We start from the raw sequence: 26,988 nt of genomic DNA, 5'->3' as shown, positions 1-26,988 counted from the left end.
TAGAGCAGGTACTTTCTACATGACTATGATTGCCCGTCACTTGAGTATGGCTTTTGAGCGCGTGCAAAAAACATCAGTTGTCCGAGTTTCGGAATACCTTCGGCATAAAAGTAGTGTTGTTCTATCAAATTAAAACCTGCTGCTTTTAAGGCCTGTTCAATATTTCGATTGAGATGGCAGCCATCGGCTAAACGCTTTTGCACAGGCGTGAGTAAGTGTTGTAGGCGCTGAATATAAAGGTTTTTTGTATTTAATACGTGCTCCACCACATGTAAGGTGCCACCCGGTTTGAGCACGCGTAATATTTCCGCCAAAGCCTGTTCTAACTCAGCAATACTACACAGTGTCCATGTACTGACTACGTGCTCAAGGCTCTGGTCAGCAAAAGGCAGCTTTTCCGCACGGGCTTGTACATGATGCACTTCAAATGCTGCTGCTTGTACCCGATCTAAAGCCAAATGATAAATTTCAGGACTGGGTTCAAGGGCAAAGACAGTATCGACATTTTGATAAAAGGGTAGATTCAGTCCTGTACCAAAACCAATTTCCAATACCTCTCCCTGAATCGGCAAAAGCAGTTCGCGGCGCTTGTCCATTAAGCTGGGTACTTGCATGACCTGATTCAGGACATGTGGAAAGATGTGTTGTTGATAGTATTTATAAAGCATGATTGTTTTTTGGGGCTCTGTTCTTCAGCTCTAGCCTAACTGAAAAGTGCTGTGGCTAAAAGTAGACTGCATAATTCGTTCACAATGTTACTAAGTTCATAAGCTTCTTTTCAGGAAACTGGACTAAGATGAAATTGGTTCATATTTTCCTAGGTCGATGGGAATGAGGTTTGCAATGAAATCTAAATTTATCCTGCTCAGTTTACTCAGCAGTTTGCTGTTGCCCATCAGTGCAAGTGCCACTGTGGATTACAACATTGCCAAAGGTTTAGCGCCGACCTCTAAAGATCAATCGATTTCGGTGTTGAAACCGTTTAAAGGTGATTTTCGAATTTTAGGTTCTAAAATGTATTCGTATGATGCACAAGCCAAATTCTCTCCGATTGACTACGCCGTGAGTTGGGGCTTGTTTGCTGAACCTGAAATTGCACGACACATTACCGTGAATCAATACGACCGTTATCTCAACTGGAAAATCGATCGTTTACCTGTACCTGCCGAGCAAGCCATGCAAATGGTGTCAAATATGCACATTATTCCAGCCAACCCAGAAATTGCTAAACAAATTAAACACGTGAAACGCGGTGATTTGGTTCGTTTAAAAGGTGAGTTGGTTGAAATTAAAGACAAAGATATGGTCTGGACATCGTCTTTAACCCCGACTGATACGGGCGATGGTGCGTGTGAAGTATTTCGGGTCAGCTCAATCCAATGGATCGAACGGGTAAAGGGGTAAATTGGAAGTAGCGCGTAGTTACTTCATCGTACTGTTTTAATATTTTCTAGGCGATTAACACCCATATGAAGTCTTGCTCCACGTGAAACCTAATTGTCAAATCTGTGGATGCTTATAGGTGTATCAATGTTAATAGTGTTTATAAATATCTGATAATAAAATTAATCTTGTAGTGTTAGTAAACCACGTTCAAGTTGCTTGAACGCGGTTTTTTATCTTTATTTTGCAGTTAATGCCGTACCATCAAATTCAATACCATCCCATCCATTCAACATGAACTGACGAATATTTTGATGATCTGTTGCATCAGGTGTCGCTAAAACAGAAGCATAGTGTTCTGCAAATAGGCTTAAAGTTTGCGCTTGATCGAGACCTTGAAGTTGTGCAAACGAAAACACTTTTGCACTACCTTGGTTTTCAGTTGCTGCATTGTGCTGTAAACCATTTTTAAATGCAGTTGGTGTATGTGTATAGGCTGCTTCAATAAAAGCCAATACATCTGAAAATGTTGCTTCGCCCGCTGCAAGCTGAGCCAATAGTACTTGTGCCATGCGTCTATTCCCGACTAAATTTATGTCCACATCATACCCAAAAATTGTATGTTTGGGAGTTTTTGCCTGAGAGAAAACCTTTTGTTTTGCATGAAGAACCTGTGCTAGTGATTTTGTGAATCTATGTTGTATTGGTCATAGAGCGCACTAGGGTGAAGTAAAGATATTTGGCGATCCTGAGTTCAATATCCAATGTAAAGCATGTGTGAGTTTGAATGCTGAAGTTCACTTTTGAGAGTGATACAAGAAGATATAAGGATCAACAACCGATGTTGAAAAACATTGAAGTGCGAGGATTGATTCAGGTTTAATAGCGTTATAGTTGATGAACTGTGGATAACTTTGGACTTATCCATACCGCATTTTGTAAAGAATAGGATAGGTCAATGAATTGGATCTTGGTGGCAATGGGGGGCGGAATAGGTGCCTGTTTACGCTACGGTGCAGGATTATGGTTGTTTAAACCGAGTATGAGTTTTCCATGGCCGACATGGTGGATCAACATCGTCGGTTGTTTTGCTGCGGGTGTTTTCTTTGCATTTAGCCAGAAGTTTCCAGTACTACAACAAGAAGCACGTTTATTTTTGATGGTGGGCATATTGGGCGGTTTCACGACATTTTCGAGTTTTGGTCTCGAAACTTTTCAGCTTTTTAGACAGGGACAAACTGTCCTAGCGTTGAGCTATGCATTGTCAAGTTTAGTGGTGGGCGTCATCGTGCTTGGGATCGGATTTTATCTGTTAGATAGTGTGCTTAAACATTAAGAAAAACGCTGGTCAAAATCAGAACCAGAAAAGAACGCATAAAAAAGAAGCCTAAGCTGGAGGAGGTCTTAGGCTTCTTGATATCTTTACTATAACGCGTATAGCTTAAAGAAAAATGAAATTATTGTGAGCGTTTGAAACGCGCGAAACGTTTATTGAAGCTTGCAACACGCCCTTCATTACTGGTTTGACGTTGTTCACCGGTATAAAACGGATGTGAAGCACTTGAGATATCTAAACTGACGTAAGGATAGGTCTTGCCTTCATGCTCACGAGTTTGATGACCTTGTAAGGTACTGCCGATCACGAAAAATGCGTCGGCATTGGTGTCGTGGAACAGGACTTCACGATACTCTGGATGAATATTGGCACGCATAGACTTCTCCTTAAATGTATTATTTTGAAATGTTATAATATAACAATAAGGAAGTCAAAATAAACCCAGTGACTTTATGTAACTGGATTTATAGAGTTGTAGCGATTTTATCGTGCCCGCAGTTCTTATTTAGGCAGAAGGCGGGACCAACTCTTCAAATAGATCATTGAGGTTGTCGTGTACTTTGAGATGAATCAGGTTCCAATAATGTCCTGAGACTGTGCGATTGACCATGAGTGTATCGGGTGAGGGTTTAAATACATCCCAGTATTTTAGCGATGGTTTGACCAGTTCAATACCATCATGATGCGCTGAGTTCTCAGCAAAGTCATACAAAGTGGTCAGTGGACGCATGAGCACCTCTAACCATGCTTCATACAGTTCGGCAGGGAACTTGCCTTGCTCAGACATAGAGTGCAAAGCAGTCAGTTGCTGTTCCATGGCCAAGATATCACTGTCGCGCGCCGCTTGAATCAGCTGCTTAAAATGCATCACGATTTCAGTCGATAGGGTTTTTACACCGCCGTAGTCATATACGATCACGCTACCATCTTCTCGGAAAGCAAAGTTGCCCGGATGGGGGTCACAGTGGAAGCGCTTTAAGAAGAAAATCTCACGCCCAATGGCACGAAATAAACGACGGCCCAGTTCATTGCGCGTCTCTTGTGACCATGTACTAGCAGTTTCAATGCTTTCGCCGTGCTCTAAGCTTAAGGTTAAAATATGGCGGCTTGAATAGTCTTTGTAGACTTGAGGAATAATAATTTTAGAGTCTAAAGCTTGATGAAAGGTTCTTGCGACCTCTAAGTTTTGCGCTTCTATTTGATAGTTTAGCTCGTTGTCTAAACTGTCCTGAATTTCTTTAAAGAGTTGATCTTGCAGCTTACGGTCAATTTTAAGGACACCCATCAAGCGTAGTGCTAAACGGACCTGTTTTAAGTCACTTTCACAGGCTTCTTCTACACCCGGATATTGAACTTTAACTACAACTTGCTCACCACTCGGTAAAGTAGCTTTATGCACTTGGCCAATGGAGGCTGCGGCAAAGGGTTGTTCATCAAAGGCTGTAAAAATTTGATTGAGCGGCTTGCCGAGTTCTTTTTCAACTTGAGCTTTGATCTCTTGAAAAGGCATCGCAGGTGCTTGGCGTTGTAATTTACTAATTGCACGTGCCACTTCAGGTGGGAAAATGTCTTTGTATTGAGATGCAATTTGCCCGACTTTCATCACGGCACCTTTCATTTCACCTAAGGTGTCTGCAATTTGAAGTCCAATGTCCTGAAAAAGCTGACTGCGCGCCGCATTTTTTTTATCTTCATCGGCATTGAAGTTTTTAATTGAATTGGTCACAGTCTTGGTTGCGATACTTGCCGTCATGCTGGCAAGTTTCATAAAGCGACGACCGGGCGTACGAGTCGTATTTGCCATGCGATATTCCTCGGGGCATCTTCATTACATCTCAGATTTGATCATAGGCGACAAATGCAAAACTGCCTACTTTAAATTGTTAAGCTGATGTTTCTATTTAAATAATAGTGGTCAGTTGAGTGAATTGCACACAAGATGTCTCTGCATTTAAAAATCGCGTTACACTGTGCAAAAAATTTTGAGTATGAAATAAATGAAAGTTTATCGTTATTTTACAGGCAAGGATGATGTGCATTTTTGTGCGCGCGTCACCAAAGCACTGAATGAAGGCTATAGTCTGTATGGTTCACCTACCATGACCTTTAATGGTAGTGAGGTGATCGTGGGGCAGGTTGTGGTTAAAGACGTTGAGGATGAAAGTGAAGTGCCACAAGGTCTGAAAGACGCTTTGGCACAGCAGTAAAATAGCTGGAATAGGAGAAGAAACGGCCTCCTTCCTATTCAGTGCCATGCATGACTTATGGATAGTCCTGACTGAGGCGTTTATTGTTGTTATAAAGTCTGAGCAAGAGCAGGGCACACGCCACGCTTAAACCGACAATCAGTCCAATCCAAACACCTGCTGCACCTATGTTGGTGTAGCGTGCCAAATAGATACTGACTGGGAAAGCCACGATCCAATAGGCGACCATTGTGATCCACATCGGGCCTTTGGTATCTTGCATGCCGCGTAAACAGCCTGCGGCACTAATTTGCCAAGCATCCATCAGCTGGTAGGCGAGTGCGAACAGCAGTAAATACATCGCAACTTCTGATACTTCATGATCCGAGGTATAAATCGCCACAATTTCAGGACGAAACAGTGCAATCAGCAGCATGGTCATCAGCGCCAAAACTGTACCTGTCGCCAGTCCGAGTTTTTGAACCTTTCGCATAGCCTCCCAGTTTTTTTCGCCATAGTAAGTCCCAACACGAATGGTTAAGGCGATGGCAAGGGACATCGGAATCATAAACAACTGAGAGGTGACCGACATCGCAATTTGATGCGCCGCCACAATGGTTTCACCCAATGGACTGAGAATAATTGCAGCGGTACTAAAAATACTGACTTCGAAGAAAATAGCTAAGCCAATGGGTAGACCAAGTTTTAAAATACGTTCGATCCAATAGCGATCCATCTTCTCCCAAGTGCTAAACACTTGAGTTTTTTGATACGCCGAGGCTTTAAAAATATAAGTGGCTAAGGTGAAAAACATGATCCACTGTAAAATCGCAGTGGCAAATCCGCAGCCTGCTGAACCGAGTGCTGGAATCGGGCCGAAACCATACATAAAGACAAAGTTCAGTGGAACCAAAAGGACCAAGGCCGCTAAGCTAATGACGGTCACAGGACGTGGGTGACCAAGTGCTTCAGAATATCCACGCAGTGCTGCATACATAGTCACAGCAGGCATGCCAAAACCAATGGCATGTAAAAATAGGCTGGCTTTCGGCAGTAAGTTTGCAGGTACACCCATGAGTGGCAGTAATAGTGGCATGCTTTGTAAAATTAAACCCGCAATGCTCCCCAAAATAAAGGCCACCCAAAGGGACTGACGGGCAATGGTGGCGATTTTTTCAGGGGTGCGTGCACCATTGGCTTCTGCCACCAACGGTGTTGTCGCAATCATAATGCCGCTGAACAGCAACATTACTGGTATCCATAAACCGACACCGACGGCAATCGAGGCTAAATCAGTAGGGGATAAATGCCCGGCCATGATGGTATCAATTAACCCGAGACCCGCTTGAGAAAACTGCGTTATCAGGATGGGCAGCATTAACACCAATAACTTTTTTAATTCGAAACGATGGGACGTGATTTTATTTGTAGTCGACACAAAAATTACTCATATTCATCATGTGCTTGGTCTAAATAAATTCAGCGTTGTAAAGTGAGAAGCACACCAATAAAAATTACGACGCCACCAAGTAAACGCTGCCAATTGACAGGCGTTTTTTCGGTACCAAGTAGACCATAGTGGTCAAAAATCACGGAGGTCAGGATTTGTCCAAAAATAACCAAACCTGAAAACGTGAGAAAGCCTAATTTAGGCGCAGTATAGATGCTTATACTGATGGCATAAACTCCTAAGCAACCACCGAGCCATAAGTACCATGGAATATTGGAAAAATCATGTAACTGTGGTTTGTCGACGGGCTGGACTACAACCAAAAGTGCTAAAACGCAGGTTCCAATGAAGAAGGATAACAATGCGGCTTGTAGTGGAGAGTAAAAATATTCTCTGAGTTGTGTATTTAGTGCCGTTTGAAAAGTCATAGCAATGCCAATACCAAAGGCCAGTGGTAGCATAAACAGCAAGTGGCTCGATATTTTCATCATTTTAAACCATTCATTCTTCTTGTCTTTTTATCAGTCTAATCCAAATATACACAGATTTCATAAGTGTCTTGATGCAGTCATGTTAAAATATGCAAGATTACCGCTGTGCTTTAGAGTCTCTTCCTTGACTGATTTACATCCTGCAAATATTCCGTTGTCTTTATATATTCACATGCCGTGGTGTGTGCGTAAGTGTCCCTATTGCGACTTCAACTCGCATGAGGTGCCAGATGGCAAACTGTCTTTAGATCTAGAGCAAGAATATTTACATGCTTTGGTGGAAGACTTTAAAACTCAACTCGAATTTGTTCAAGGGCGTCATATTCATAGTGTGTTTATTGGCGGCGGAACGCCGTCTTTGATTTCAGCACAAGGGTATCAATGGTTATTTGCCCAGTTAAAAGCATTACTGCCTTTTGAGGCGGATTGTGAAATTACCTTAGAAGCCAATCCAGGCACAGTCGAACATGACCCTTTTGCCGATTATTTGGCAGCAGGTATCAATCGCTTGTCGATAGGGGTGCAAAGTTTTAACACGGGACATTTAAAAAAATTGGGGCGTATTCATAGCAATAGTGATGCTATTTCAGCCATTGGTTTAGCTCGTGATACAGGCTTTAAACGCATTAATGTCGACCTGATGCATGGTTTACCTGAACAGACTTTAGAACAAGCTCTACTTGATTTGAAGCTTGCCGTGGACAATGGTGCAACCCATATTTCATGGTATCAACTCACGATTGAACCGAATACCGTGTTCTTTAGAACCAAGCCTATCTTACCTGTGGACGATGTGCTTGAAGAGATTCAAGCCCAAGGTGAAGCTTATTTAAAAGCGCAGGGATTTATTAATTATGAAGTTTCGGCATGGCGTAAAGAGCAGCCTTCCGCGCATAATTTGAATTATTGGCAGTTTGGCGACTATTTAGCGATAGGGGCAGGTGCACATGCCAAAGTTACCCAGCCAGATGGGGTCTATCGGTTCCAGAAAACTCGTTTACCCAAAGACTATTTGGCTAAAGTCCCTGCGGAACATGTGCAGTTTAAGCGGATTGAAGCCGACGAACTTCCATTTGAATTTATGATGAATGCTTTGCGTTTAAATGATGGGGTTGCAGCTGAATATTATGCACAGCGTACAGGTTTGAATTTGGATAGTTTGGCTGAAACGTTGGACTCACTACGCAGTCGAAAATTAATGGTGGATGATGCCACGCGTTTAGCCTGTACCGAGCAAGGGCATGTATTCTTAAACTCAGTGTTGGAAGAGTTTATCTAAGTTTTAAAGCCATGATTGTATGAATTAACATCAGAGTTTGAGTGAAGATCTCAAGCCAATTTTTTAACTTGCATGATTACTTAAATGGCATTCGATCAAGCCAAGAACTCCAATTAGTATAACCATCATCAAAGCCGATATATTTCAACATCACCAGTGGGTGATGTGTGCTGAATTAGCAGGAGAATTTCACTTGGGAGATTTTAGGCAGCCAACTTGCAAAAGTCCTCTGCCATTTGATTTGGTGTCTTAAAATCCAAACGTTTTTGAATTTTTCGCTGATTATAAAATAACTCTATATATTTTGTAATCTCTGCTTAAGCTTGTTCCCTCGTTTTATAACTATGATCATGAACTCATTCATTTTGAGTATGCCCCAGAAGCCTTCGCTCGGTGCATTATCAAATGAGGAATATATTCCGCAAGGCCACGCTTACTGATCGAACTCAGGTTAAGTATGAGGCCAGAAAATTGGAGCGAAGGGGAAATTACAGGGGGAGTTGAATTTTAAGGTCAGACAGGAAATAAAAAGAGCGCCTAGGCGCTCTTTTTATGGGTCTAATACTGTTAGTTAGTAGTCAAAGCTAAAGTGTTCAGGTGCTAAAGAAGTCATGGTTTTTGAAGGATTGACCATTGCTTCAGCATGTCCTTGGGTACGTGGTAATAAACGTTCGAAATAGAAGTCTGCAACTTTAATTTTTGCTTTGTAGAATTCAGGTGTTTCTTGACCTTCACCAGATGCCAATTTAGCAGAAGCTACAGCCGCTTGTTGAGCCCAGAAGTAAGCCATCATTACATAGCCCGAGAACATCAAGAAATCGACAGATGCAGATGACACGATGTCACGGTCTTTACGAGCCGCCAGCATGATACGAACAGTTAAAGCATTCCATTGCGCGCAAAGCTTAGTTAAGTCCCAAGCAAAACGGCGCATGTATTTGTTGCGAGCATGTTGACCACAGAATTTCAGAATTTCAGCAGTGTAGTCACGAATTACTTTACCTTTAGAGGTCAGAAGTACTTTACGACCAATCAAGTCCAGTGCTTGAACACCTGTTGTACCTTCATATAGTGTCGCAATACGTGCGTCACGTGCAATTTGCTCCATGCCCCATTCTTTAATGTAGCCATGACCGCCATAGACTTGCATACCGTGGTTTGCAGCTTCCAAGCCTAATTCAGTTAAGAAGCCTTTTAAAATTGGAGTATAGAAACCTAAGTGATCATCATGTGCTTCAAATGCAGCAGTATCGCCACGTTCAAGCGCATCGGCCATTTTGTCGGCAATTTGCGCTGCATAATAAATCATTGAACGACCGCCTTCAGCAATCGCTTTTTGTGTTAGCAACATACGGCGAACGTCAGCGTGATGAATAATGGCATCCGCCACTTTTTCAGGGTCTTTTTTGCCAGAAAGTGCACGCATCGACATACGTTCTTTGGCATATGGAAGTGCACCTTGGAAAGAAAGCTCAGCATGTGCAATACCCTGAATTGCCGTACCGATACGTGCGGTGTTCATAAAGGTAAACATGGCATGTAAGCCTTTGTTTGGCTCACCAATCAAGTAACCGATAGCATTGTCAAAGTTCAGCACTGCGGTTGCAGAAGCACGAATCCCCATCTTATGTTCAATTGAACCACAGGTCACAGGGTTGCGTTCACCAAGGCTGCTGTCCGCATTGACCAAGAATTTAGGCACAATGAACAGTGAAATTCCTTTGGTACCTGCAGGTGCATCTGGAAGACGAGCAAGTACGATGTGAATGATGTTTTCAGTTAAATCTTGCTCACCTGCAGAGATGAAGATTTTGGTGCCTGAGATGTTATAAGTGCCATCGGCATTTAATTCTGCTTTGGTCTTTACTTGACCTAAGTCGGTGCCACACTGAGGTTCAGTTAAACACATGGTACCAGACCATGTACCTGCCACTAAGTTCGGCATATACAGATTTTTCTGTTCGTCTGTACCAAACTGTAAAATGGTGTTCATACAGCCGATGCTTAAACCTGGGTACATTTGGAAAGACCAGTTTGCTGTGCCCATCATTTCCGATTTAATTAGGTTTAATGATTGTGGCAGGTTCTGACCGCCAAACTCTTCAGGGAAAGACAAACCTTGCCAGCCACCTTGGACAAACTGGTCGTAAGCTTCTTTGAAGCCTTTTGGTGTTTTTACTTCACCATTGTCGAAGGTACAACCTTCTTCATCGCCCGATTGGTTTAAAGGAGATAAAATATTTTCACAAAAATCTGCTGCGCCTTCTAAGATCATATCTACCGTATCAGCGTCGGCAGCTTCACCATTCGATAGGGTTTGATAATGTGCAGGATAGTCCAGCACTTCATTCATTAAGAAGCGAATATCATGTAAGGGAGCTTTATATGCAGGCATGTGTGTAATCCTAATTTAGAAATAGTATTGGATTATTTAAATCGATCATTTCATTATTCATACATCGTATCAAAATACATTGATAGATCCGACTTGAGAAAATGTCAGAAAGGCGAATTGGTAGATAAAATCATCAATCAAAAAAGACAGTTCTGTTACACTGACTCGGTGGTCTTTTGATCATGTACTTTTTTAATAAACTATAATTAACTCAGGTTTTCAGCAAGTATTATGCGCTTAAAATATATAACACTTTGTTTATTGGGTTTGAGTATCAGTGGGTGTACTCAGCATGTCATTAAATCCAATGCCTCTTCAGATCAGCAGCTCGGGCAACAAGCCACGCATGGTCTTAATGCCATGTTTGAAAATGCCAGCTATGATTTTAAAGGTCAGTTCTCTATTCAATCTGACTTTAATTTTAATGAGTCCAAGCCAAATTCCAAGTCCAATGCCCACTCAAATGGGACGAATTTAGATCCAGAGCTGAAAAAACAATTAGATCAACTATTAAAAAATCAAAAGATTTCCTTTACCACCAAAGAAAAACAAGCCTTATATGATGCACTTGCGCGTGAACAAAATCCGTATGCATCGTTGTATAGCAGTGGAGAATCACGTTCTGCTAAGGTTCAAATCGCAGAATCTTTGGTAAATTTACTCAATGACTTACAGTTTAGTTATCAGGGCTCTGTGCATTTCCGTCAAAAATTGGCAGCATTGACTTTGCAGTTAAGTTATCAAAAACCAACCCTACAAGTGCAAGCACAGTTGCCGATGGTGGTTGATTTTAATGATTATAAATTTTACACCAACTACTTTGCCTTTATGCCGTTTATGGTGAATCGTGAAAGTCAGGATCGCTTTGCCTATATCGACTTTTCTAAGCATAAAGACGCATTCGGTAATATTGATTTTAAAAAGTTTGCTGAATACTTAAAGCAGATGAATGCACTGCCATATGCTTTGGCAGAGCCAAATCAGGTGCATAGTGTTGATTTAAGCAAGTCAGAAAAAGAAGCGGGGCTAAGCAAAAAAATTCGCTATATGGGTGACTTAGAAACAGCTCAAGTACAATTGGGCTTATTTGAACACGTCAATAAACTACACTATACCCAGCAAATTCAAGCTTTTGATGCTGAGAGTCTGATTGAGGATGCTGCAAAAACACCAAACGCAGCGGAAGATGCAATGCAGGCGGCGAAAGAAGCAGAGGGTGCTGCGACTAGCACAAGTGAAGATCCAGCCTATGATTCACTCGAACGTGTCAGTCATTTGGTAAACCAAAAAATGCAGAACCTGAGTGGTTATGGGCAGAGCGATGAACAAGAGATTGTTGTAGATGCCGCTGCCGATGCTACGGTTGATGCAGCAGCAGATGTGGCTTATGCGCAGGCCGCGACAGAAGATGCTGATGAGACAGTAACTGAAGTGTCTGCTTCTGCAGCACCAAATACGCTATCTGAAGAAGCTTGCGATGCGCTCATCAACAGCAAGAACATTCCTATTGGTAAAGTGACCACATGCCGTGATTATCAAGATATTGATGTACTTGCACCTAAAGTAACCAATGAATCTGTAGATGAAGAGACTTTTGGACAAGCAGCGACCAATGTTTTGGAAGAGCTGAAACCACTCTTTAGTGCGTATCAAACAGAGCAACTGGTAGACGCACAAAGCTTTAAACAACTTTGGCAAAAACATCAGGCTGAAATTACACCAATCATGGCACAGCTGGGTAGTGAGCGTTCACCGTTTGTGATGGATGTTGGACTGGACCAAAAAGGTCGTGCGCAAAACATGGATTACAACATTGTGATTAGCGATGAGCAAATTGGTAAGCTACAAATTAAGAGCACCAATCAGGTGTTTAATTATGGCAGTGCGACCGCCATTGACCGTCAAGCTTTAAGAAATGCCAAATCGATTGAGGAAGTATCTAAAGGTTCACTGCTGGAAAATGTAGTGAAAGGCATGCTGGGCCCGTTAGGTGCAGATTCATCAAGTGTAGAGAGCGCATCATCAAGCACAACAGAATTACCTAAGGCTATTTCAGATTATTACCAGCAGGCAGCGCAGCAAAGCTATGCACGTCAGCATTCTGAAGTTAAAGCGTATCAAGCGGTATTTGCTTTGATGTTTGCCGCACAACGTCCAGAGTATATTCGTTACTATAGCTCAGCGACCATCAATGAAATTTCAGAAGTCTATGCTTATGAGTTCCTCGATATTGAGGAACCAAAGGGTGCAGCACTTAAACGTTTGCAGAAACTACGTCAAAAACATGCCTTAGAGCAGGTGCAAGATTTTGATGCGCTGGGCAAATCTGTAGCGAATATAGTTGATGATGCGTTGGAAGATGCAAAAGAAAACCAGCACTGGAAAAATTTGGTGAAGAAATACAAGACCAAACAAGCGGTATTTGCACAGGTTTACCAAGATGAATTTAAGGACATGTATAGCGTAGATTCAGAGCAAACTGTAAAGTTAGCTCAGTCTGCACAAGTCTTTGCTAAAGCATTTGCAGATGACTTAAAGGGTCAATTGACAGAAAAATCGTTGCAAGGTTTGAAACTTGAACATGACGACTTCTTTAGCGATTCGACCTATTACGAGACCTATAAAGCCGTACAGAAACACATGAACTAATCTGAAAAAAAGAACCTCTGCGGAGGTTCTTTTTTATTTGTGCTTATAAAAAATCTTTCAGGTTCGGTTTGATGCCATTCCAAATCGAAAAAGATTCAATCGCCTGACCAACCAGCATGCCATAGCCTTCTGAGGTGGGTACGCCGCGAGCTTTGGCTTGATCTAAAAAGGTTGAGGGTTTGCCATAGGCCATTTCATAAGCATGTTGAAAGTGCAAAGCTTCAGGCAGAATGAGGGCATCGCCACTTAGGCTGGCAGAAGTTGCGTTAATCACCAAGTCAAACTGACCTTCGAGTGCATCTAAGCCGATGGCTTGTAATTCGGCTTGCGGTACAGCTGTTTTCAAATCGGCAACCAGTTGCTCAGCACGGGCAAGGGTACGATTGGCAATCACAATTTTTTTCACCCCTGCTTGTACCAGTGGATAAATGACGCCACGAGTTGCACCACCTGCACCGATGATCAGTACATCTGTCTGGTCTAAGTTCCAGTCCAACGCATGAATGGCATCGACTAAGCCTTGTCCATCGGTGTTGTCACCATGTAATTGACCATCGACCATCCACAGCGTATTGACTGCTTTTGCGATTTTAGCGCGTTCAGTGAGGACTGCGCAGGCGGCAAAGGCTTGTTCTTTAAACGGCACAGTGACATTAAGACCCATGCCACCCTGTGAGAAGAATTCTTGGATGTTGGCGAGGAAGCCATCGAGTGGCGCAAGACGTTTACTATAGTTGAGGTCGAGCCCCATTTTTTGTGCAAACGCATGGTGAAGTTCAGGTGAGCGAGACTGCTCAATCGGGTTGCCAATGACAGCGAATTGTTTGTTCATCGCACCAAATCCATGTGAGAAATGCCGTTCAATATACGGCAAATTACACACAGGCTAAAGCGTTCAGTGGTTTTTTATCAACAGAAAAAAGAAAGGCGACTTATGGGTTACAGATGCTGTGAATCGCATCAAACAATAATTTTGCTGCGGTCAGGGTTAAGCCGATACCTGCAAATACGGTGATGCTGATGGATGCATTGTCATTAAACGCACTTTCAGAAAAAATAGTGGTACTGATCGAGCTTAGCAACACAATAGCAAAGCAGAAAAGAACCATGGTGGTCGAGCTAACTCTTTTTGCGAACATGTTTGGGACCTCAGAGAGAACAGCAAAGGAGGATACTAAATGTTGATGTCATTAAAATGAATACATTGAAAATGACTTAATTTAGCTTACGGTTTTTGCGAACTTAAAAGAACCCAATTGCTGTTTTAAACCTGTGACAATGCTTTAATAAATGCAAAGAAATGACGCTTTGTGTAGTGGCCATTCTACGAGGAATTGATCGGGAAATATATAAAATTTAATATATAAGCTGCCCTCATCTAGTGAAAAGGGCATGCGTGGGGGATATAGAATTGTAAGACTGTGTGTCTATTTGAGCAGGTTGAGCCAATCTTGGGGTTTCAGGTAAAAGTCGGTCAATTTTTTCTCAGCAGAATCGGCCTCCCATTCAGGTCGATATGACCAACCCGCCAAATTCGGCAAGCTCACTAAAATCGACTCAATCCGCCCACCTGTTTGTAAACCAAAGAGCGTGCCGCGGTCATAAACTAAGTTATATTCGACATAACGACCACGACGATAGATTTGAAAGTCGCGTTGCGCCTCGCTAAATGGCTTGTCTTGGTTACGCTGGAAGATTGGAAGAATAGCTTCTAGGTAGCCATTGCCGACTGCTTGAATATATTGAAAACAGGTTTCAAAGTCCCATTGATTGAGATCATCAAAGAATAATCCACCGACACCACGTTGTTCGTCACGGTGTTTTAAATAGAAGTAGTCATCACACCATTGTTTATGTTCGGCATAGACTTCAGCGCCAAAGGGCGCACATAAGTCATGCGCTGTCTGATGCCATGACAGCACATCTTCATCGTTGGGATAAAATGGAGTGAGATCGAAGCCCCCCCCAAACCACCAAATCGGATCTTGACCTTCTTTTTCAGCCACGAATAAGCGCACATTGGCATGTGACGTCGGAACATTCGGGTTTTTCGGATGGATCACCAAAGAAACACCCATGGCCTGTGCTTTGGCGCCTGCAATTTGCGGATGGCGCTCAGTCGCTGAAGCGGGGAGTTTAGAAATGTTGATGTGTGAGAACATCACTCCGCCTTTTTCAATCACTGTGCCATTTTGCAGCACGCGTGAACGACCACCACCGCCTTCAGGACGCTCCCAATCATCTATTTCAAACTGCGCAGTCCCGCCACCTGCACGTTCTTGTTGTTCAAGTGCGGCACAAATACGAGCTTGTAAGTCGAGGAGAAATTCGCGAACACGTTGGATATCCGCAGACGTTGGGTGCTGCATGAAAAGCCTCATGGGAAAAGATGAAAACTGCCTACATCAAAACATAAAACAGCAAAAAGATTAAGAATATTTTCCGAAGAGTCCTACTGCAGCATTCGATGTTGTGAAGCAATTCAAAAATGAAATGCTGCCATTCGAAAATAACCTGACCAATTCGCTAGGTTGAATTCTGATTCTAAGCTCAGCAGAATAACCACAGTACAGACCTGAGTTTGGCGATGCAGAATAGTCTGCATCTTCTGAGTGCGGAAGAGCTGATGGTAAATATGCGCGATTCATTGATTCAAAAATATAATGTTCCTGGTCCACGTTATACCAGTTATCCAACGGTGCCGTATTGGGAAGAGGCGCAGTTTTCTTTAGAGCAATGGAAACAGACGCTGAAAACATCGTTTGCTGAATCGAATTCGACTGAAGGCATAAGTCTGTATATTCATCTGCCTTTTTGCGAAAGTCTCTGTACTTTTTGTGGCTGCCACAAACGCGTGACCAAAAAGCATGAGATGGAGCAGCCCTATATTCAGGCGGTTTTAAAGGAATGGTCTCTTTATTGTGAATGGCTTGAAGACAAACCGCGCATTAAAGAAATTCATTTGGGTGGAGGAACGCCCACTTTCTTTGCTCCAGCGCATTTAACTCAGTTAATTGAAGGCATCCTTGAGCAAGCAGAGATTGCCGAGCAGTATGAGTTTAGCTTTGAAGGGCATCCGAACAATACCACACGGGAGCATTTGCAAGCCTTGTATGACTTGGGCTTTCGCCGTGTCAGTTATGGGGTGCAGGATTATAATGAAACCGTACAAAAAGCCATTCATCGGATACAGCCTTTTGAACATGTCGAGCAAGTGACGCAGTGGGCGCGTGAAATAGGCTATAGCTCAATTTCACATGATTTGGTCTTTGGTCTGCCTTTTCAAAACCTAGATGATGTGCTCAACACCATTGATCAAACCAATCGTTTACGTCCAGACCGTTTGGCATTTTATAGTTATGCGCATGTGCCATGGATCAAAGGCAATGGGCAACGTGGTTTTAAAGACCATGATGTGCCGAAAGATGAAATAAAACGCCAGTGTTATGAGGAAGGGAAAAAGAAGCTGCTTGCGCAGGGGTATCATGAAATTGGTATGGATCATTTTTCTTTAGAAAGTGATGCGATGTATCAATCATTTCAGGCAGGCACTTTGCATCGCAATTTTATGGGCTACACCGCATCAAAAACCCAAGTGATGATAGGTTTAGGTATTTCATCCATCAGCGACAGCTGGTATAGCTTTGCGCAAAATGAAAAAAAACTCGAAGATTATTATGCGCGACTCGAAAACAATGAACTTCCTGTCTATCGTGGGCATATTTTGAGTGCTGAAGATTTGATGATTCGTCGTCACATTTTAAATTTGATGTGTAGCTTTCAGACGTCGTGGGCAGAGCAAGATATGCAGTTTCCTGAATTGGCTGAGGTCTTGGGACAACTGGAAGAAATGCAGGAAGATGGTTTGTTAGAGATTAAGCCACAGAGCTTACGAGTAACTGAGCAGGGGAAAGCCTTTGTGCGCAATATTTGTATGGCATTTGATTTGCATTTAAAACGTCGACGACCCGAGAGTCGTATTTTCTCCATGACCATCTAATGGGATTGAAGTGCTCTAAGCCGGCCTTTTTCAAGCAGGCTTAGAGTATGTTTTCAAATTTTAAAAATCATCTTTTTTGTACAAATGTGCCATGCGTTCATGTTTGGTTTTTAAATATTCTTCATTGAAGGGATTTAAACCGACCGTCAATGGCACACGATCCACCACATTGATCCCTTGTTCTTGCAGTGCTGCAATCTTCAATGGATTGTTAGTAATCAAACGGACTTGTTGAATATTGAGATGATCCAACATAATGCTGACCATGTCATAACGGCGCGCATCGGCAGGGAGGTTGAGCATTAGGTTGGCATCGACTGTGTCATGCCCTTGGTCTTGTAGCGCATAAGCACGAATTTTATTGGTCAGTCCAATGCCACGACCTTCTTGGCGCAAATACAGAATCACGCCTTGCCCAGCTTCATTAATCAGTTTTTGCGTGGCTTGCAATTGTGGGCCACAGTCACACTTCAGTGACGCAAAGGCATCGCCCGTGAGACATTCGGAATGAACACGGACTAAAACGGGTTCTGTGATTGGCTGATCCAAACCTTTTGAGAGTGCAACATGTTCTTCACCGGTCTTAGGATCTTGAAATACGGTGATGTTAAACTCACCAAAAGCAGTCGGTAAACGGGATGTAGCAACAAATTCAATAGGCACAGCTAAACCTGTAAATAGTTCAGAAATTGGCTAAAGTATAGCGTAATGCATCGACATTGGTAGAATTGCATCCATGAATTTATGCAGAAGATTTTCTTTTTTGTATAAAGCGAACGATAATAGTTGATAAATAGTAAGATTATTCAGGATAATCACCTGCACTAAACGAACACCCAGTGAGAGCACTGCTCAAAACTGCATCGCTAGAAATATGGCTGATTGAAGGTGATAGCATTCGACGATATGATCGAATTACCCATTTGACCTAGCTAGATTTGCCAGGCTTTAGAAGGCTTTGCCATATTATGTTGTATACAGAAATACCAGCTCATCGCCCTGTAACACCGTTGTTGGATACGATTGATCATCCTCAACAACTTCGCTCGCTTGAGCAAAGTCAATTAGCACAAGTGGCAGACGAGCTACGTCAATTTATTCTGTATGCCGCAGGACAAAGTGGGGGACACTTTGGTGCAAACCTCGGTGTAGTCGAGCTCACCGTGGCATTACATTATTGCTTTAACACGCCGAATGACCGCTTAATTTGGGATGTTGGTCATCAAGCCTATCCGCATAAAGCTTTGACTGGGCGTCGTGAACAGCTCACCACGATTCGTGCCAAAGATGGTTTAGCTGCCTTTCCTGCGCGTGATGAATCGGTATTTGATACCTTTGGAGTCGGACATTCTTCGACTGCGATTTCAGCAGGTCTAGGTATGGCGCTGGCACGTCGTTATCAAAACAATCCATGTGAAGTGGTCGCGATTATTGGCGATGGGGCGATGACAGCAGGTATGGCCTTTGAAGCTATGAACGATGCAGTCGCGCATGATGCGGACCTGATGGTGGTGTTGAATGACAATGATATGTCGATTTCATGCAGCACAGGTGGTTTTGCTAAACATTTGGCTTCGATTTGGGAAAGTGGTCAGTCCATTAATATTTCAGCAGATGGTGAAGCTTATGTGCAGCCACATCCTGAATGGACCTATAACTCACGCTTACATAGCGCAGCGACAGATGCGGCCGATAACGTTTTTAAAGCGATTGGTTTTGATTACTTTGGGCCTTTTGATGGGCACGATGTTGAGCAGTTGACACAAGTCTTTACCGCATTGAAAAAACGTAAAGGGCCACGTTTAATTCATGTTTATACCAAAAAAGGCAAAGGCTTTGCACCTGCTGAAGCTGACCAAATTAAATATCACGCGATTACAAAAATAAATGCAAAGTCTGCTCCACAAACAGCGCCTAAATATTCAGATGTCTTTGGTCAATGGTTATGTGATGAAGCCGCGCAAGATGAGCGCTTACTGGCGATTACCCCTGCCATGTGCGAAGGCTCAGGTATGGTAGGTTTTGCTAAACAGTATCCACAGCGCTTTTTTGATGTTGCGATTGCAGAACAGCATGCTGTAACTTTGGCGGCGGGTATGGCATGTGAAGGCTTAAAACCTGTGGTGGCCATTTACTCGACCTTCTTGCAGCGCGGCTATGATCAATTGATTCATGATGTGGCCCTGCAAAATCTAGATGTTACCTTTGGTATCGACCGTGCAGGTTTAGTGGGTGAAGATGGGCCGACTCATGCTGGGGCCTATGACTATGCCTTTATGCGCACCGTACCGAATTTGGTGATTATGGCGCCTAAAGACGAAAATGAATGTCGTCAAATGTTGCATACGGCTTATTTATACAATGGTCCTGCCGCAGTGCGTTACCCGCGTGGCAATGGTTTGGGTGTTGAAATTCAACAACAGATGATCCTGATGGAAATTGGTCAGGCTGAAATTGTAGCGAGCTTTAATGATGCCCAAGACGACGTTATTAGCATTCTTGCCTTTGGTAGTCGTGTTCAGGCCGCAGTAGAGGCAGCACAGAAATTGGCTGAGCAAGATTTAGCAGTTCGTGTGGTGAATATGCGCTTTGTTAAACCGCTTGATGAAAAGATGATAGCGACTTTAGCACCATCAACGGCTTTATTTGTTACGGTTGAAGAACATGCGGTGATGGCGGGTGCGGGCAGTGCGGTCAATGAGTATTTGGCACAAGCTCAAATCGTGAAACCGATGTTAAATCTCGGATTAGCGGATACATTCATGCATCAAGCGACTCATGCGCAAATGTTGAATCAGGCAGGACTAGATGCAGAAGGCATTGAAAGTTCGGTGCGCCAGGCATGGTCGAAACTTGTACATATGGTTTAAGCGTCGTTTTTAAATTTTAGAAACATTTTTTCCCTAAAAGCCCCGATCTTTGATAAGATGCGCGGGCTTTTATGCATTATTCTTTATCAATATCTTCAAATTGTAGTGGGTGTTCAATGGAACCTATGGTGGTGATGGCTGCGCGTGCGGCTCAATTAGTCGGTCAAGAGCTTTTAAAAGCGCATCAAAATCGTCATAAGCTCGATCTACAAGTCGAAGAAAAAGGAATTGATGGTCCTGTAACGCGTGTAGACCGTTATTTGGAACAATTGGCTATCGATACCCTACGTAAAAGCTATAAAAATCACAGCTTCCTTGGTGAAGAGTTTGGTTTTCAAGAAGGTAAAGGTCACGACGCAGATTGGTGTTGGATCATCGACCCACTTGATGGCACTCTAAACTTCATTAACGGTGTTCCTCACTTCTGTATCTCTATTGCAGTTCAACATAAAGGCATTACTCAACACGGCGTAATTTACGACCCTGTGAAAGATGAGTTGTTCTCTGCAAGTCGTGGTCGTGGTGCCATGATGAACCAACGCCGTATTCGTGTAAATGTGAAAGACAGCCTTGAAAATACATTCATGTCTGTGGGTCATGCTTACCGTGCAAAACGTAATGGTGAAGTGATTTCTTATGCAAAAAATCATTTTGATTCATTGTTAAATGTGACTGAAGCTGGCGCGCAATACCGTCGTACAGGTTCTGCAGCATTAGATTTGGCGTATGTTGCAGCAGGTCGTTTCGACGCGTACTTCGAACTCGGTTTAAAGCCTTGGGATATCGCAGCTGGTGAGTTGATCGTGAAAGAAGCGGGCGGCACAGTGGTTGATGCACGTGGTGGTAGCGAATCTATGGAAAATGGTCAAGTACTGGCATGTTCTATGAAAATGTTGAAACCTCTGATGAAAGCAGTTGTACCTGCTTGGGGTGAAGCTGCTAAGTAATAGTATGCAGATCGTGTTTAAGACATTGAAAAAGCCCTCATAAGAGGGCTTTTTCTTTGATGAGACATGAAAAAAGTAAAAGCTTTGTAGTGATTTATTTTATGGCTTTGACTTCTATTCAATTGTAAAACATAGGCTGTGCCAGATTCTGATCACCTCTTAATGAAGATCACTCTATCTCAGAAATAAAGAGGGTTAAAATTAGCCAGCGTATAGACACCTATTTAAGCTTGCTGTGTGTAATGTTTATTACAGGTCAGATACCATCAAATCACGGCAACATTAGAGAGCTAGTACAATTAATTGCGTTTTATGGCTGATAGTTGAGAGATAGAACGTAGAACGCTATTCAATATTTTTCTAGATGGTCAAAAAAATTAAAGTGAAAACCTGCATTTATTCAATCTTTGAGGAAAATATTGTATCAATTTCACGAAAAGAGGTGACTTTTAAAAATATCCTGCTATACTCCGCCCACGCACTAAATTTCGTTCATTACCTGAACATTCTCTTCTATCATTGTGTATGCGCGTCCGGTCCAAAGAGAGGACATTATTTCGCGCCCCACCCAATCGCTTAAGCGATTCCTTCAGGTTGCGGCTGTAATCAAATGTGCGTTATACGCATCGTCGTTCTCGGATCGCCGCTGATTCTATATTTTCAGCGATTATTGCTGTGCCGCTTTTTGCCGATGTCCATCAGACCATATATTTAATGGAGCACCCATTTTTCGGGTGAAATACTCTATGAGCAAAACTTTTGCTGATTTTCCTTTACATGAATCGTTACAACAAGCTTTACAAAGCTTAGGTTTTACTTCTCCTACGCCTGTACAGGAACAATCGATTCCTGCAGCTTTAGAAGGTAAAGACCTTTTAGTATCTAGCCAAACAGGTTCAGGTAAAACTGCAGCGTTCTTACTTCCAACGTTAAACGCACTTGCAGCCCAAGAGACTTTCGTTCCGTTCAAAGAACGTATGAAAGCAATTACTCAACCAAATATTTTGGTTCTTTGCCCAACTCGTGAGTTGGCGCAGCAAGTAAGCCAAGACGCGATTGGGTTTGTCCGTCACATGAAAGGTGCACGTATTGCAGCGATCATGGGTGGTATGCCGTTTGGTAAGCAAATCCAACAGTTAAAAGGTGCGCAAGTTGTTGTTGCGACTCCAGGTCGTTTACTTGACCTTGTAAACCGTCGTCAAATTAAATTAGACCAAGTTGATGCGCTTATTGTTGACGAAGCAGACCGTATGCTTGATCTAGGTTTCTCTGAAGACTTAGAAGCAATCAGTGATCTTGCTGCAAACCGTAAACAGACTTTAATGTTCTCTGCAACATTTGCTGGTCGTATCATTACACTTGCTGAACGCATGATGAATGATCCACAACGTATTGCAATCGAAACTGGTCACTCTACGAATACTGACATCACTCAGACTTTACACTGGACTGATGGCTTTGAGCACAAGAAAAAATTACTAACGCATTGGTTAAGTGCTGAAGATCTTGATCAAGCTGTTGTATTCGCTTCTACTCAAGAAGACACCGATATGTTGGCTGAAGAACTTGCTGAAGCAGGTTTATCAGTTGTAGCACTTCATGGTGCTATGCCACAAACTGTGCGTAACCGTCGTTTACGTAGCATCCGTGAAGGTCGTGCAAAAATTTTAGTTGCAACCGACGTTGCTGCACGTGGTCTTGACGTACCAACCATTTCACACGTAATCAACTTCGGTCTTCCAATGAAGAACGAAGACTATGTACACCGTATTGGTCGTACAGGTCGTGCGGGTCGTACTGGTAAAGCAATCACTTTAGCAACTTACCGTGAACGCGGTAAAATCCGTGCTTTAGAAGATTTCTTAGATGCGCGTTTGAATGTATCTGAAATTGAAGGCCTTGAGCCATCTCCACCTCCTGCACGCGGTAGTCGTGATGGCAGCGGTCGTGGTCGTGATGGTCGTGGTCGTGATGGCGGCGGTCGTGGTCGCGGTGGTTTCGGTGGTCGCGATGGCGGCGGTCGTGCTCGTTTCGAAGGTGAGTCTAACTTTAAACGTCGTGAAGGTGGTGATGACCGTCCACGTCGTAGCTACGATGACAAACCTCGTGGTGATCGTCCATCATTTGGTGGTGAAGATCGTCCACGTCGTGAGTTTAATAATGATCGTCCACGTCGTGAAGGCGGTTTTGGTGATCGTCCACAACGTTCTTTTGATGACCGTCCAAAACGTGATTTTGGTGATCGTCCAGCGCCACGTCGTGAAGGCGGTTTCGGTGATCGTCCGCAACGTTCTTTTGATGATCGTCCAAAGCGTGAATTCAACTCTGATCGTCCACGTCGCGAAGGCGGTTTCAACGATAAGCCACGTTTTGACTCGAATGATGACAACCGCGGTAACCGTGTAGACTACAAACCACGTCGTGAAGGTTCTTTTGGTGACCGTCCAAAACGTGATTTTGGTGATCGTCCAGCGCCACGTCGTGAAGGTGGTTTTGGCGACCGTCCACAACGTTCTTTTGGTGATGACCGTCCAAAACGTACTTTCGGTGGTGAAGACCGTCCTAAGCGTACTTTTGGTGGCGAAGACCGTCCGAAGCGTGAATTTAATTCAGATCGTCCACGTACTGAAGGTGGTTTTGACCGCCCACGTCGTAAGTTTAACGACTAAGTCTGAATGAATAAAAAAACCAGTGGAAACACTGGTTTTTTTTTGTCTACGGCTGTAAAAAAATAAATTAAAATGTATACTGAGTCATATTTTAATTGTATTGATAATAATGATGCACAATAATGAGGTTGAATCAATCGCCACACTCTCTGACGTGAAAGAGGTCAATATGGCACATTATCTCGGACTCTTTTTGCTGATTTGCAACATTCTTTTCTTTGTCTATAGTCGTTATGGATGAAGCAATTCATCTTATGTAGCTTGTTTTCGCCGTTCAAATAAATATAAATACAACCAACTGAAATCAATTCGTGCACAAAATTAGACACGGAATACGCTAACATATCGTTTTTTAATCCTTTATAGTATGCATGCTGAAAAAATGCAGGAAAACGCACAGCTATGAATAATCAAGCGCCTCTGACTGCTCAAGCCCTCATTGAGGTCAAAGATCTGAGTTTTAAGCGAGGGGAACGTGTCATTTATGATCAGGTCAATTTAAAAATTCGACAGGGTCAAATTACGGGCATTATGGGACCATCGGGTACAGGTAAAACCACTTTACTGCGTTTAATTGGCGGTCAATTGACCCCTGACCAAGGTGAAGTGCTTTTTGATAGGCAAAATATTGCGAAAATGTCACGCAAAGATTTATTCGCTGCGCGTGCGCGTATGGGCATGCTTTTTCAAAGTGGCGCATTGTTTACCGATATGTCGGTATATGAAAATGTGGCCTTTCCGATAAGAGCACATACCAAGCTGCCTGAGCATTTACTGTCAGAAATCATATCTTTAAAACTAGAGTCTGTCGGCTTACGTGGTGCAGAACAGATGATGCCTTCTGAGCTCTCAGGCGGGATGAACCGTCGTGTGGCTTTGGCACGTGCAATTGCACTGGATCCTGAGCTGATCATGTACGATGAGCCATTTGCAGGACAGGATCCAATTGTGAAGGGTGTACTCACACGTCTAATTCGATCATTGAGAGAAGCTCTTGATTTAACAACAATTATTGTCTCACATGACGTGGCTGAAACCTTATCGATTGCAGACTATATATATGTTGTTGCTGAAGGTAAGGTGCAAGGTGAAGGCACGCCTGAACAGTTACAGGCGAATGCCTCTCCGTTTGTTAAACAGTTTTTAACAGGTGCAGTTGAAGGGCCTGTCGATTATCAATTTAGCCATAAGGCATATCTAAATACTGAGGTGCAAGCATGAATGCGATAGCACTCTTAGGTCGACGCGTGATTGAACGGGTTCGCGGCATTGGTGTTGCCAGCCTGATGTTATTACAAATTTTATTTTCGATGCCAACAGCTTTAGGTGTTCGGTTATTTGTTTACCAAATGTACCGTGTTGGGGTGTTATCGCTGCTCATTATTGTGGTGTCAGGGCTATTTATTGGTGCTGTACTGGGCTTACAGATGTATAGCATCTTGGTGACCTTTGGTAGTGAAGCGATGCTGGGTACAGCGGTTGCTTTGACCTTACTTCGTGAGTTAGCACCTGTGGTTGCAGCATTGCTGTTTGCAGGTCGTGCGGGTTCTGCATTGACGGCTGAGATTGGCTTAATGAAAGCCACAGAGCAGCTGTCCAGTATGGAAATGATCGGGGTTGATCCACTTAAACGAGTAATCTCACCGCGACTTTGGGCGGGTATTTTTAGTTTGCCGATGTTGTCTGTCATCTTCGCTGCGGTGGGGATTATGGGCGGTAAAATGGTGGGTGTGGACTTCTTAGGTGCAGATGAAGGCTCTTACTGGAGTGGCATTCAAAGTAGCGTAGAGTTCTATAAAGATGTCCTGAATGGCACCATCATTAAAAGTTTTGTTTTTGCTTTAATTTGTACATGGATTGCGGTGTATCAAGGCTATGCCTGTGAACCGACATCTGAAGGTATTGCGACATCAACCACACGCACTGTGGTGTATTCATCGCTCTGTGTTTTAGGTTTTGATTTTGTGTTGACTGCGGTCATGTTTGGAGGTGTTTAATGAAATCACGTGCAAGTGAGCTGGCAGTCGGCATATTTGTCATTTTATTCGGTATCGCTTTGTTTTTTATTGCGATGCGAGTAAGTGGCTTGGTGGGATCAAATCTCAGTGATCGCTATGAAATGAGTGCAACCTTCGATAACGTAAATGGTTTAAAACCACGTGCGAAAGTGACGATGAGTGGGGTAAAAATTGGTCAAGTTGATCAAATTAGTTTAGACCCTGTGACACGTTTAGCGACGGTTTCTTTTTCTTTGGATGGTAAATTAACGACCTTTAATGCAGCACAACTCAAAGAAGTTGAAAGGAATGCACTTGAAGAGCTTCGTTACAGTAGCGACTATACCGCTGCGGATGCTGCGCAACAAAAAGAAATGGAAAAGCAACTTATTGCGAACATGAAGTCCATCACCAGCATTGATGAAGATGCTTATATTATGGTGGCAACCAATGGTCTGCTAGGTGAGAAGTACTTGAAAATTGTTCCAGGGGGCGGTTTGAACTACGTAAAACGTGGTGAAAGCATTGGCAATACCCAAGGCACAATGGACCTAGAAGACTTAATTACTAAATTTATTACCGGTGGTGCAGGTAAATCGAAAGATGCTTCAGCAACAACTGAGCAACCTGAAACCGCTGAAACAGCAGATGCCAACGTGTCATTTGTTGAATGATTTGAAGAGGACCAATTGTAGTGAATACTTTATTGAAACAAACACTGACAGCTAGCATTTTAACTACAATGTTTGCAGGTACTGCTTTTGCAGCACCAAGTGAAGCACCACCTGCTTTTGTTAAAAAAGTGGCAGATGGTTTGATTGCGCGTTTAAAAGCGGATCATGCCAAGCTACAAAACAACCCAGCTGCTGTGAAAACGATTGTTCGTCAAAACTTAGACCCCTATGTGGATTCACAAGCGTTTTCTCGTATTGTGATGGGGACTTATGCAACCAATCAGTACAGTACAGCTGCACAACGCGCGAAGTTTGAAAATAATTTCCGTGAAACACTGATTGAAAACTACGGTACTGCATTTGCCAAGTTCAGCAATCAGACATATACCATCCGTCCGTATAAAGAAACCAATAGCAAAAACCCTGTGGTGACGATCGACTTTAATAACAAAGGCGAAAAAATCCCAGTGTCTTTCCAGTTGGCGGATAAAGGCAACCAATGGAAAATCCGTAATATCAATGTGTCGGGTATCGACCTTGGTTTACAGTTCCGTAATCAGTTCGCGGCAACGGTTAAACGTAATGGCGGTGACCTAGATAAAGCGATTGCAAATTTCCAACCTGATGCAGAAGCAGCGGTTGAAAAGAAAAAATAAGTAGGT

At 43.0% G+C, this 26,988-nt stretch carries 24 protein-coding genes and 1 pseudogene; 13 read left to right on the top strand and 12 right to left on the bottom strand.

Going from position 1 to position 26,988, the window contains the following annotated elements:
- Positions 1–23: 23 nt before the first annotated feature.
- Positions 24–668: a class I SAM-dependent methyltransferase gene (locus tag ACF8FD_RS01035; RefSeq protein ID WP_279678729.1), complete on the bottom strand. Its 645-nt coding sequence runs from the start codon at positions 666–668 to the stop codon at positions 24–26.
- Between the two features lie 175 nt (positions 669–843).
- Here ACF8FD_RS01035 and ACF8FD_RS01030 point away from each other — a divergent pair, with 175 nt between their 5' ends.
- Entirely contained in the window at positions 844–1,404 is a 561-nt protein-coding gene (locus tag ACF8FD_RS01030) for a hypothetical protein (RefSeq protein WP_279678730.1), read from the top strand.
- A gap of 218 nt (positions 1,405–1,622) precedes the next feature.
- Here the strand turns inward: ACF8FD_RS01030 and ACF8FD_RS01025 are convergent, their stop codons facing one another.
- Positions 1,623–1,955 carry a HopJ type III effector protein gene (locus ACF8FD_RS01025; protein ID WP_279678731.1) on the bottom strand — a complete coding sequence of 111 codons (333 nt, stop codon included), beginning with the start codon at positions 1,953–1,955 and terminating at the stop codon, positions 1,623–1,625.
- Positions 1,956–2,341: 386 nt separating this feature from the next.
- On the opposite strand from ACF8FD_RS01025, the gene crcB reads away from it, so the two are divergent.
- Complete coding sequence (gene crcB, locus ACF8FD_RS01020; RefSeq protein ID WP_279678732.1) at positions 2,342–2,719, top strand: fluoride efflux transporter CrcB; 378 nt, start codon at positions 2,342–2,344, stop codon at positions 2,717–2,719.
- Positions 2,720–2,840: 121 nt separating this feature from the next.
- On the opposite strand, the gene ACF8FD_RS01015 is transcribed toward crcB, so the two are convergent.
- On the bottom strand, positions 2,841–3,095 hold the full coding sequence (locus ACF8FD_RS01015; protein WP_279678733.1) for a type B 50S ribosomal protein L31: 255 nt from the start codon (positions 3,093–3,095) through the stop codon (positions 2,841–2,843).
- Between the two features lie 129 nt (positions 3,096–3,224).
- On the bottom strand, positions 3,225–4,523 hold the full coding sequence (locus ACF8FD_RS01010) for an AarF/ABC1/UbiB kinase family protein (protein ID WP_279678734.1): 1,299 nt from the start codon (positions 4,521–4,523) through the stop codon (positions 3,225–3,227).
- A 193-nt stretch (positions 4,524–4,716) separates the two neighbouring features.
- On the opposite strand from ACF8FD_RS01010, the gene ACF8FD_RS01005 reads away from it, so the two are divergent.
- The gene (locus ACF8FD_RS01005) at positions 4,717–4,926 is read left to right on the top strand and encodes a DUF1737 domain-containing protein (RefSeq protein WP_004691402.1); all 210 of its coding nucleotides are present in this window, start codon (positions 4,717–4,719) and stop codon (positions 4,924–4,926) included.
- 55 nt (positions 4,927–4,981) lie between these two features.
- On the opposite strand, the gene ACF8FD_RS01000 is transcribed toward ACF8FD_RS01005, so the two are convergent.
- Together ACF8FD_RS01000 and ACF8FD_RS00995 are read right to left on the bottom strand one after the other, a co-directional pair.
- Complete coding sequence (locus ACF8FD_RS01000) at positions 4,982–6,283, bottom strand: MATE family efflux transporter (protein WP_080632284.1); 1,302 nt, start codon at positions 6,281–6,283, stop codon at positions 4,982–4,984.
- A 101-nt stretch (positions 6,284–6,384) separates the two neighbouring features.
- Positions 6,385–6,846: a DMT family transporter gene (locus ACF8FD_RS00995; protein WP_058870375.1), complete on the bottom strand. Its 462-nt coding sequence runs from the start codon at positions 6,844–6,846 to the stop codon at positions 6,385–6,387.
- 124 nt (positions 6,847–6,970) lie between these two features.
- Here ACF8FD_RS00995 and hemW point away from each other — a divergent pair, with 124 nt between their 5' ends.
- Complete coding sequence (gene hemW, locus ACF8FD_RS00990; protein WP_279678735.1) at positions 6,971–8,125, top strand: radical SAM family heme chaperone HemW; 1,155 nt, start codon at positions 6,971–6,973, stop codon at positions 8,123–8,125.
- Positions 8,126–8,328: 203 nt separating this feature from the next.
- On the opposite strand, the pseudogene ACF8FD_RS00985 reads toward hemW, so the two are convergent.
- Both ACF8FD_RS00985 and ACF8FD_RS00980 read right to left on the bottom strand, forming a co-directional pair.
- A pseudogene (locus ACF8FD_RS00985) lies at positions 8,329–8,531 on the bottom strand (IS3 family transposase); the annotation flags it as partial.
- Between the two features lie 165 nt (positions 8,532–8,696).
- A complete protein-coding gene (locus ACF8FD_RS00980) occupies positions 8,697–10,520 on the bottom strand; it encodes an acyl-CoA dehydrogenase C-terminal domain-containing protein (protein WP_010327622.1) in 1,824 nt (607 codons plus the stop codon).
- Between the two features lie 231 nt (positions 10,521–10,751).
- On the opposite strand from ACF8FD_RS00980, the gene ACF8FD_RS00975 reads away from it, so the two are divergent.
- Positions 10,752–13,169 (top strand): hypothetical protein, encoded by a 2,418-nt coding sequence (locus ACF8FD_RS00975; RefSeq protein ID WP_279678736.1) that lies wholly within the window; start codon positions 10,752–10,754, stop codon positions 13,167–13,169.
- 43 nt (positions 13,170–13,212) lie between these two features.
- Here ACF8FD_RS00975 and aroE read toward each other — a convergent pair whose 3' ends face one another.
- From aroE to hemF, 3 genes are all read right to left on the bottom strand, one after another.
- Complete coding sequence (gene aroE / locus ACF8FD_RS00970; protein WP_058870372.1) at positions 13,213–14,001, bottom strand: shikimate dehydrogenase; 789 nt, start codon at positions 13,999–14,001, stop codon at positions 13,213–13,215.
- A 100-nt stretch (positions 14,002–14,101) separates the two neighbouring features.
- Positions 14,102–14,308, bottom strand: a complete 207-nt coding sequence (locus ACF8FD_RS00965) for a hypothetical protein (protein WP_010327619.1) — start codon at positions 14,306–14,308, stop codon at positions 14,102–14,104.
- Between the two features lie 288 nt (positions 14,309–14,596).
- On the bottom strand, positions 14,597–15,538 hold the full coding sequence (gene hemF, locus ACF8FD_RS00960) for an oxygen-dependent coproporphyrinogen oxidase (protein WP_279678738.1): 942 nt from the start codon (positions 15,536–15,538) through the stop codon (positions 14,597–14,599).
- A gap of 266 nt (positions 15,539–15,804) precedes the next feature.
- Here hemF and hemN point away from each other — a divergent pair, with 266 nt between their 5' ends.
- Complete coding sequence (gene hemN, locus ACF8FD_RS00955) at positions 15,805–17,169, top strand: oxygen-independent coproporphyrinogen III oxidase (protein ID WP_234305132.1); 1,365 nt, start codon at positions 15,805–15,807, stop codon at positions 17,167–17,169.
- Positions 17,170–17,229: 60 nt separating this feature from the next.
- On the opposite strand, the gene ribA is transcribed toward hemN, so the two are convergent.
- Positions 17,230–17,832, bottom strand: a complete 603-nt coding sequence (gene ribA / locus ACF8FD_RS00950) for a GTP cyclohydrolase II (protein ID WP_058870370.1) — start codon at positions 17,830–17,832, stop codon at positions 17,230–17,232.
- Between the two features lie 305 nt (positions 17,833–18,137).
- On the opposite strand from ribA, the gene dxs reads away from it, so the two are divergent.
- The 7 genes from dxs to ACF8FD_RS00915 all read left to right on the top strand — a co-directional run bounded on the left by dxs (position 18,138) and on the right by ACF8FD_RS00915 (position 26,982).
- Positions 18,138–20,039, top strand: coding sequence for a 1-deoxy-D-xylulose-5-phosphate synthase (gene dxs, locus ACF8FD_RS00945; protein WP_234304445.1), 1,902 nt, complete (start codon positions 18,138–18,140; stop codon positions 20,037–20,039).
- 116 nt (positions 20,040–20,155) lie between these two features.
- Positions 20,156–20,986 (top strand): inositol monophosphatase family protein, encoded by an 831-nt coding sequence (locus ACF8FD_RS00940; RefSeq protein ID WP_004691373.1) that lies wholly within the window; start codon positions 20,156–20,158, stop codon positions 20,984–20,986.
- 746 nt (positions 20,987–21,732) lie between these two features.
- Entirely contained in the window at positions 21,733–23,655 is a 1,923-nt protein-coding gene (locus ACF8FD_RS00935; RefSeq protein WP_234304446.1) for a DEAD/DEAH box helicase, read from the top strand.
- Between the two features lie 402 nt (positions 23,656–24,057).
- Positions 24,058–24,876, top strand: coding sequence for an ABC transporter ATP-binding protein (locus ACF8FD_RS00930; protein ID WP_234304447.1), 819 nt, complete (start codon positions 24,058–24,060; stop codon positions 24,874–24,876).
- Positions 24,873–25,652 carry a lipid asymmetry maintenance ABC transporter permease subunit MlaE gene (gene mlaE / locus ACF8FD_RS00925; RefSeq protein ID WP_004691368.1) on the top strand — a complete coding sequence of 260 codons (780 nt, stop codon included), beginning with the start codon at positions 24,873–24,875 and terminating at the stop codon, positions 25,650–25,652. The genes ACF8FD_RS00930 and mlaE overlap by 4 nt, the downstream gene beginning before the upstream one ends.
- On the top strand, positions 25,652–26,326 hold the full coding sequence (locus ACF8FD_RS00920) for an outer membrane lipid asymmetry maintenance protein MlaD (protein ID WP_234304448.1): 675 nt from the start codon (positions 25,652–25,654) through the stop codon (positions 26,324–26,326). The genes mlaE and ACF8FD_RS00920 overlap by 1 nt, the downstream gene beginning before the upstream one ends.
- Before the next feature lie 20 nt (positions 26,327–26,346).
- On the top strand, positions 26,347–26,982 hold the full coding sequence (locus tag ACF8FD_RS00915) for a phospholipid-binding protein MlaC (RefSeq protein ID WP_004691364.1): 636 nt from the start codon (positions 26,347–26,349) through the stop codon (positions 26,980–26,982).
- The last annotated feature ends 6 nt before the right edge of the window (positions 26,983–26,988 follow it).

It is taken from the genome of Acinetobacter sp. TYF_19 (assembly GCF_043105125.1).
In the GTDB taxonomy this organism is placed as follows: Bacteria; Pseudomonadota; Gammaproteobacteria; order Pseudomonadales; family Moraxellaceae; genus Acinetobacter; species Acinetobacter johnsonii.
Note: the sequence above shows the minus strand (reverse complement) of the source record. Positions and strands in the feature narration are given on the sequence as shown.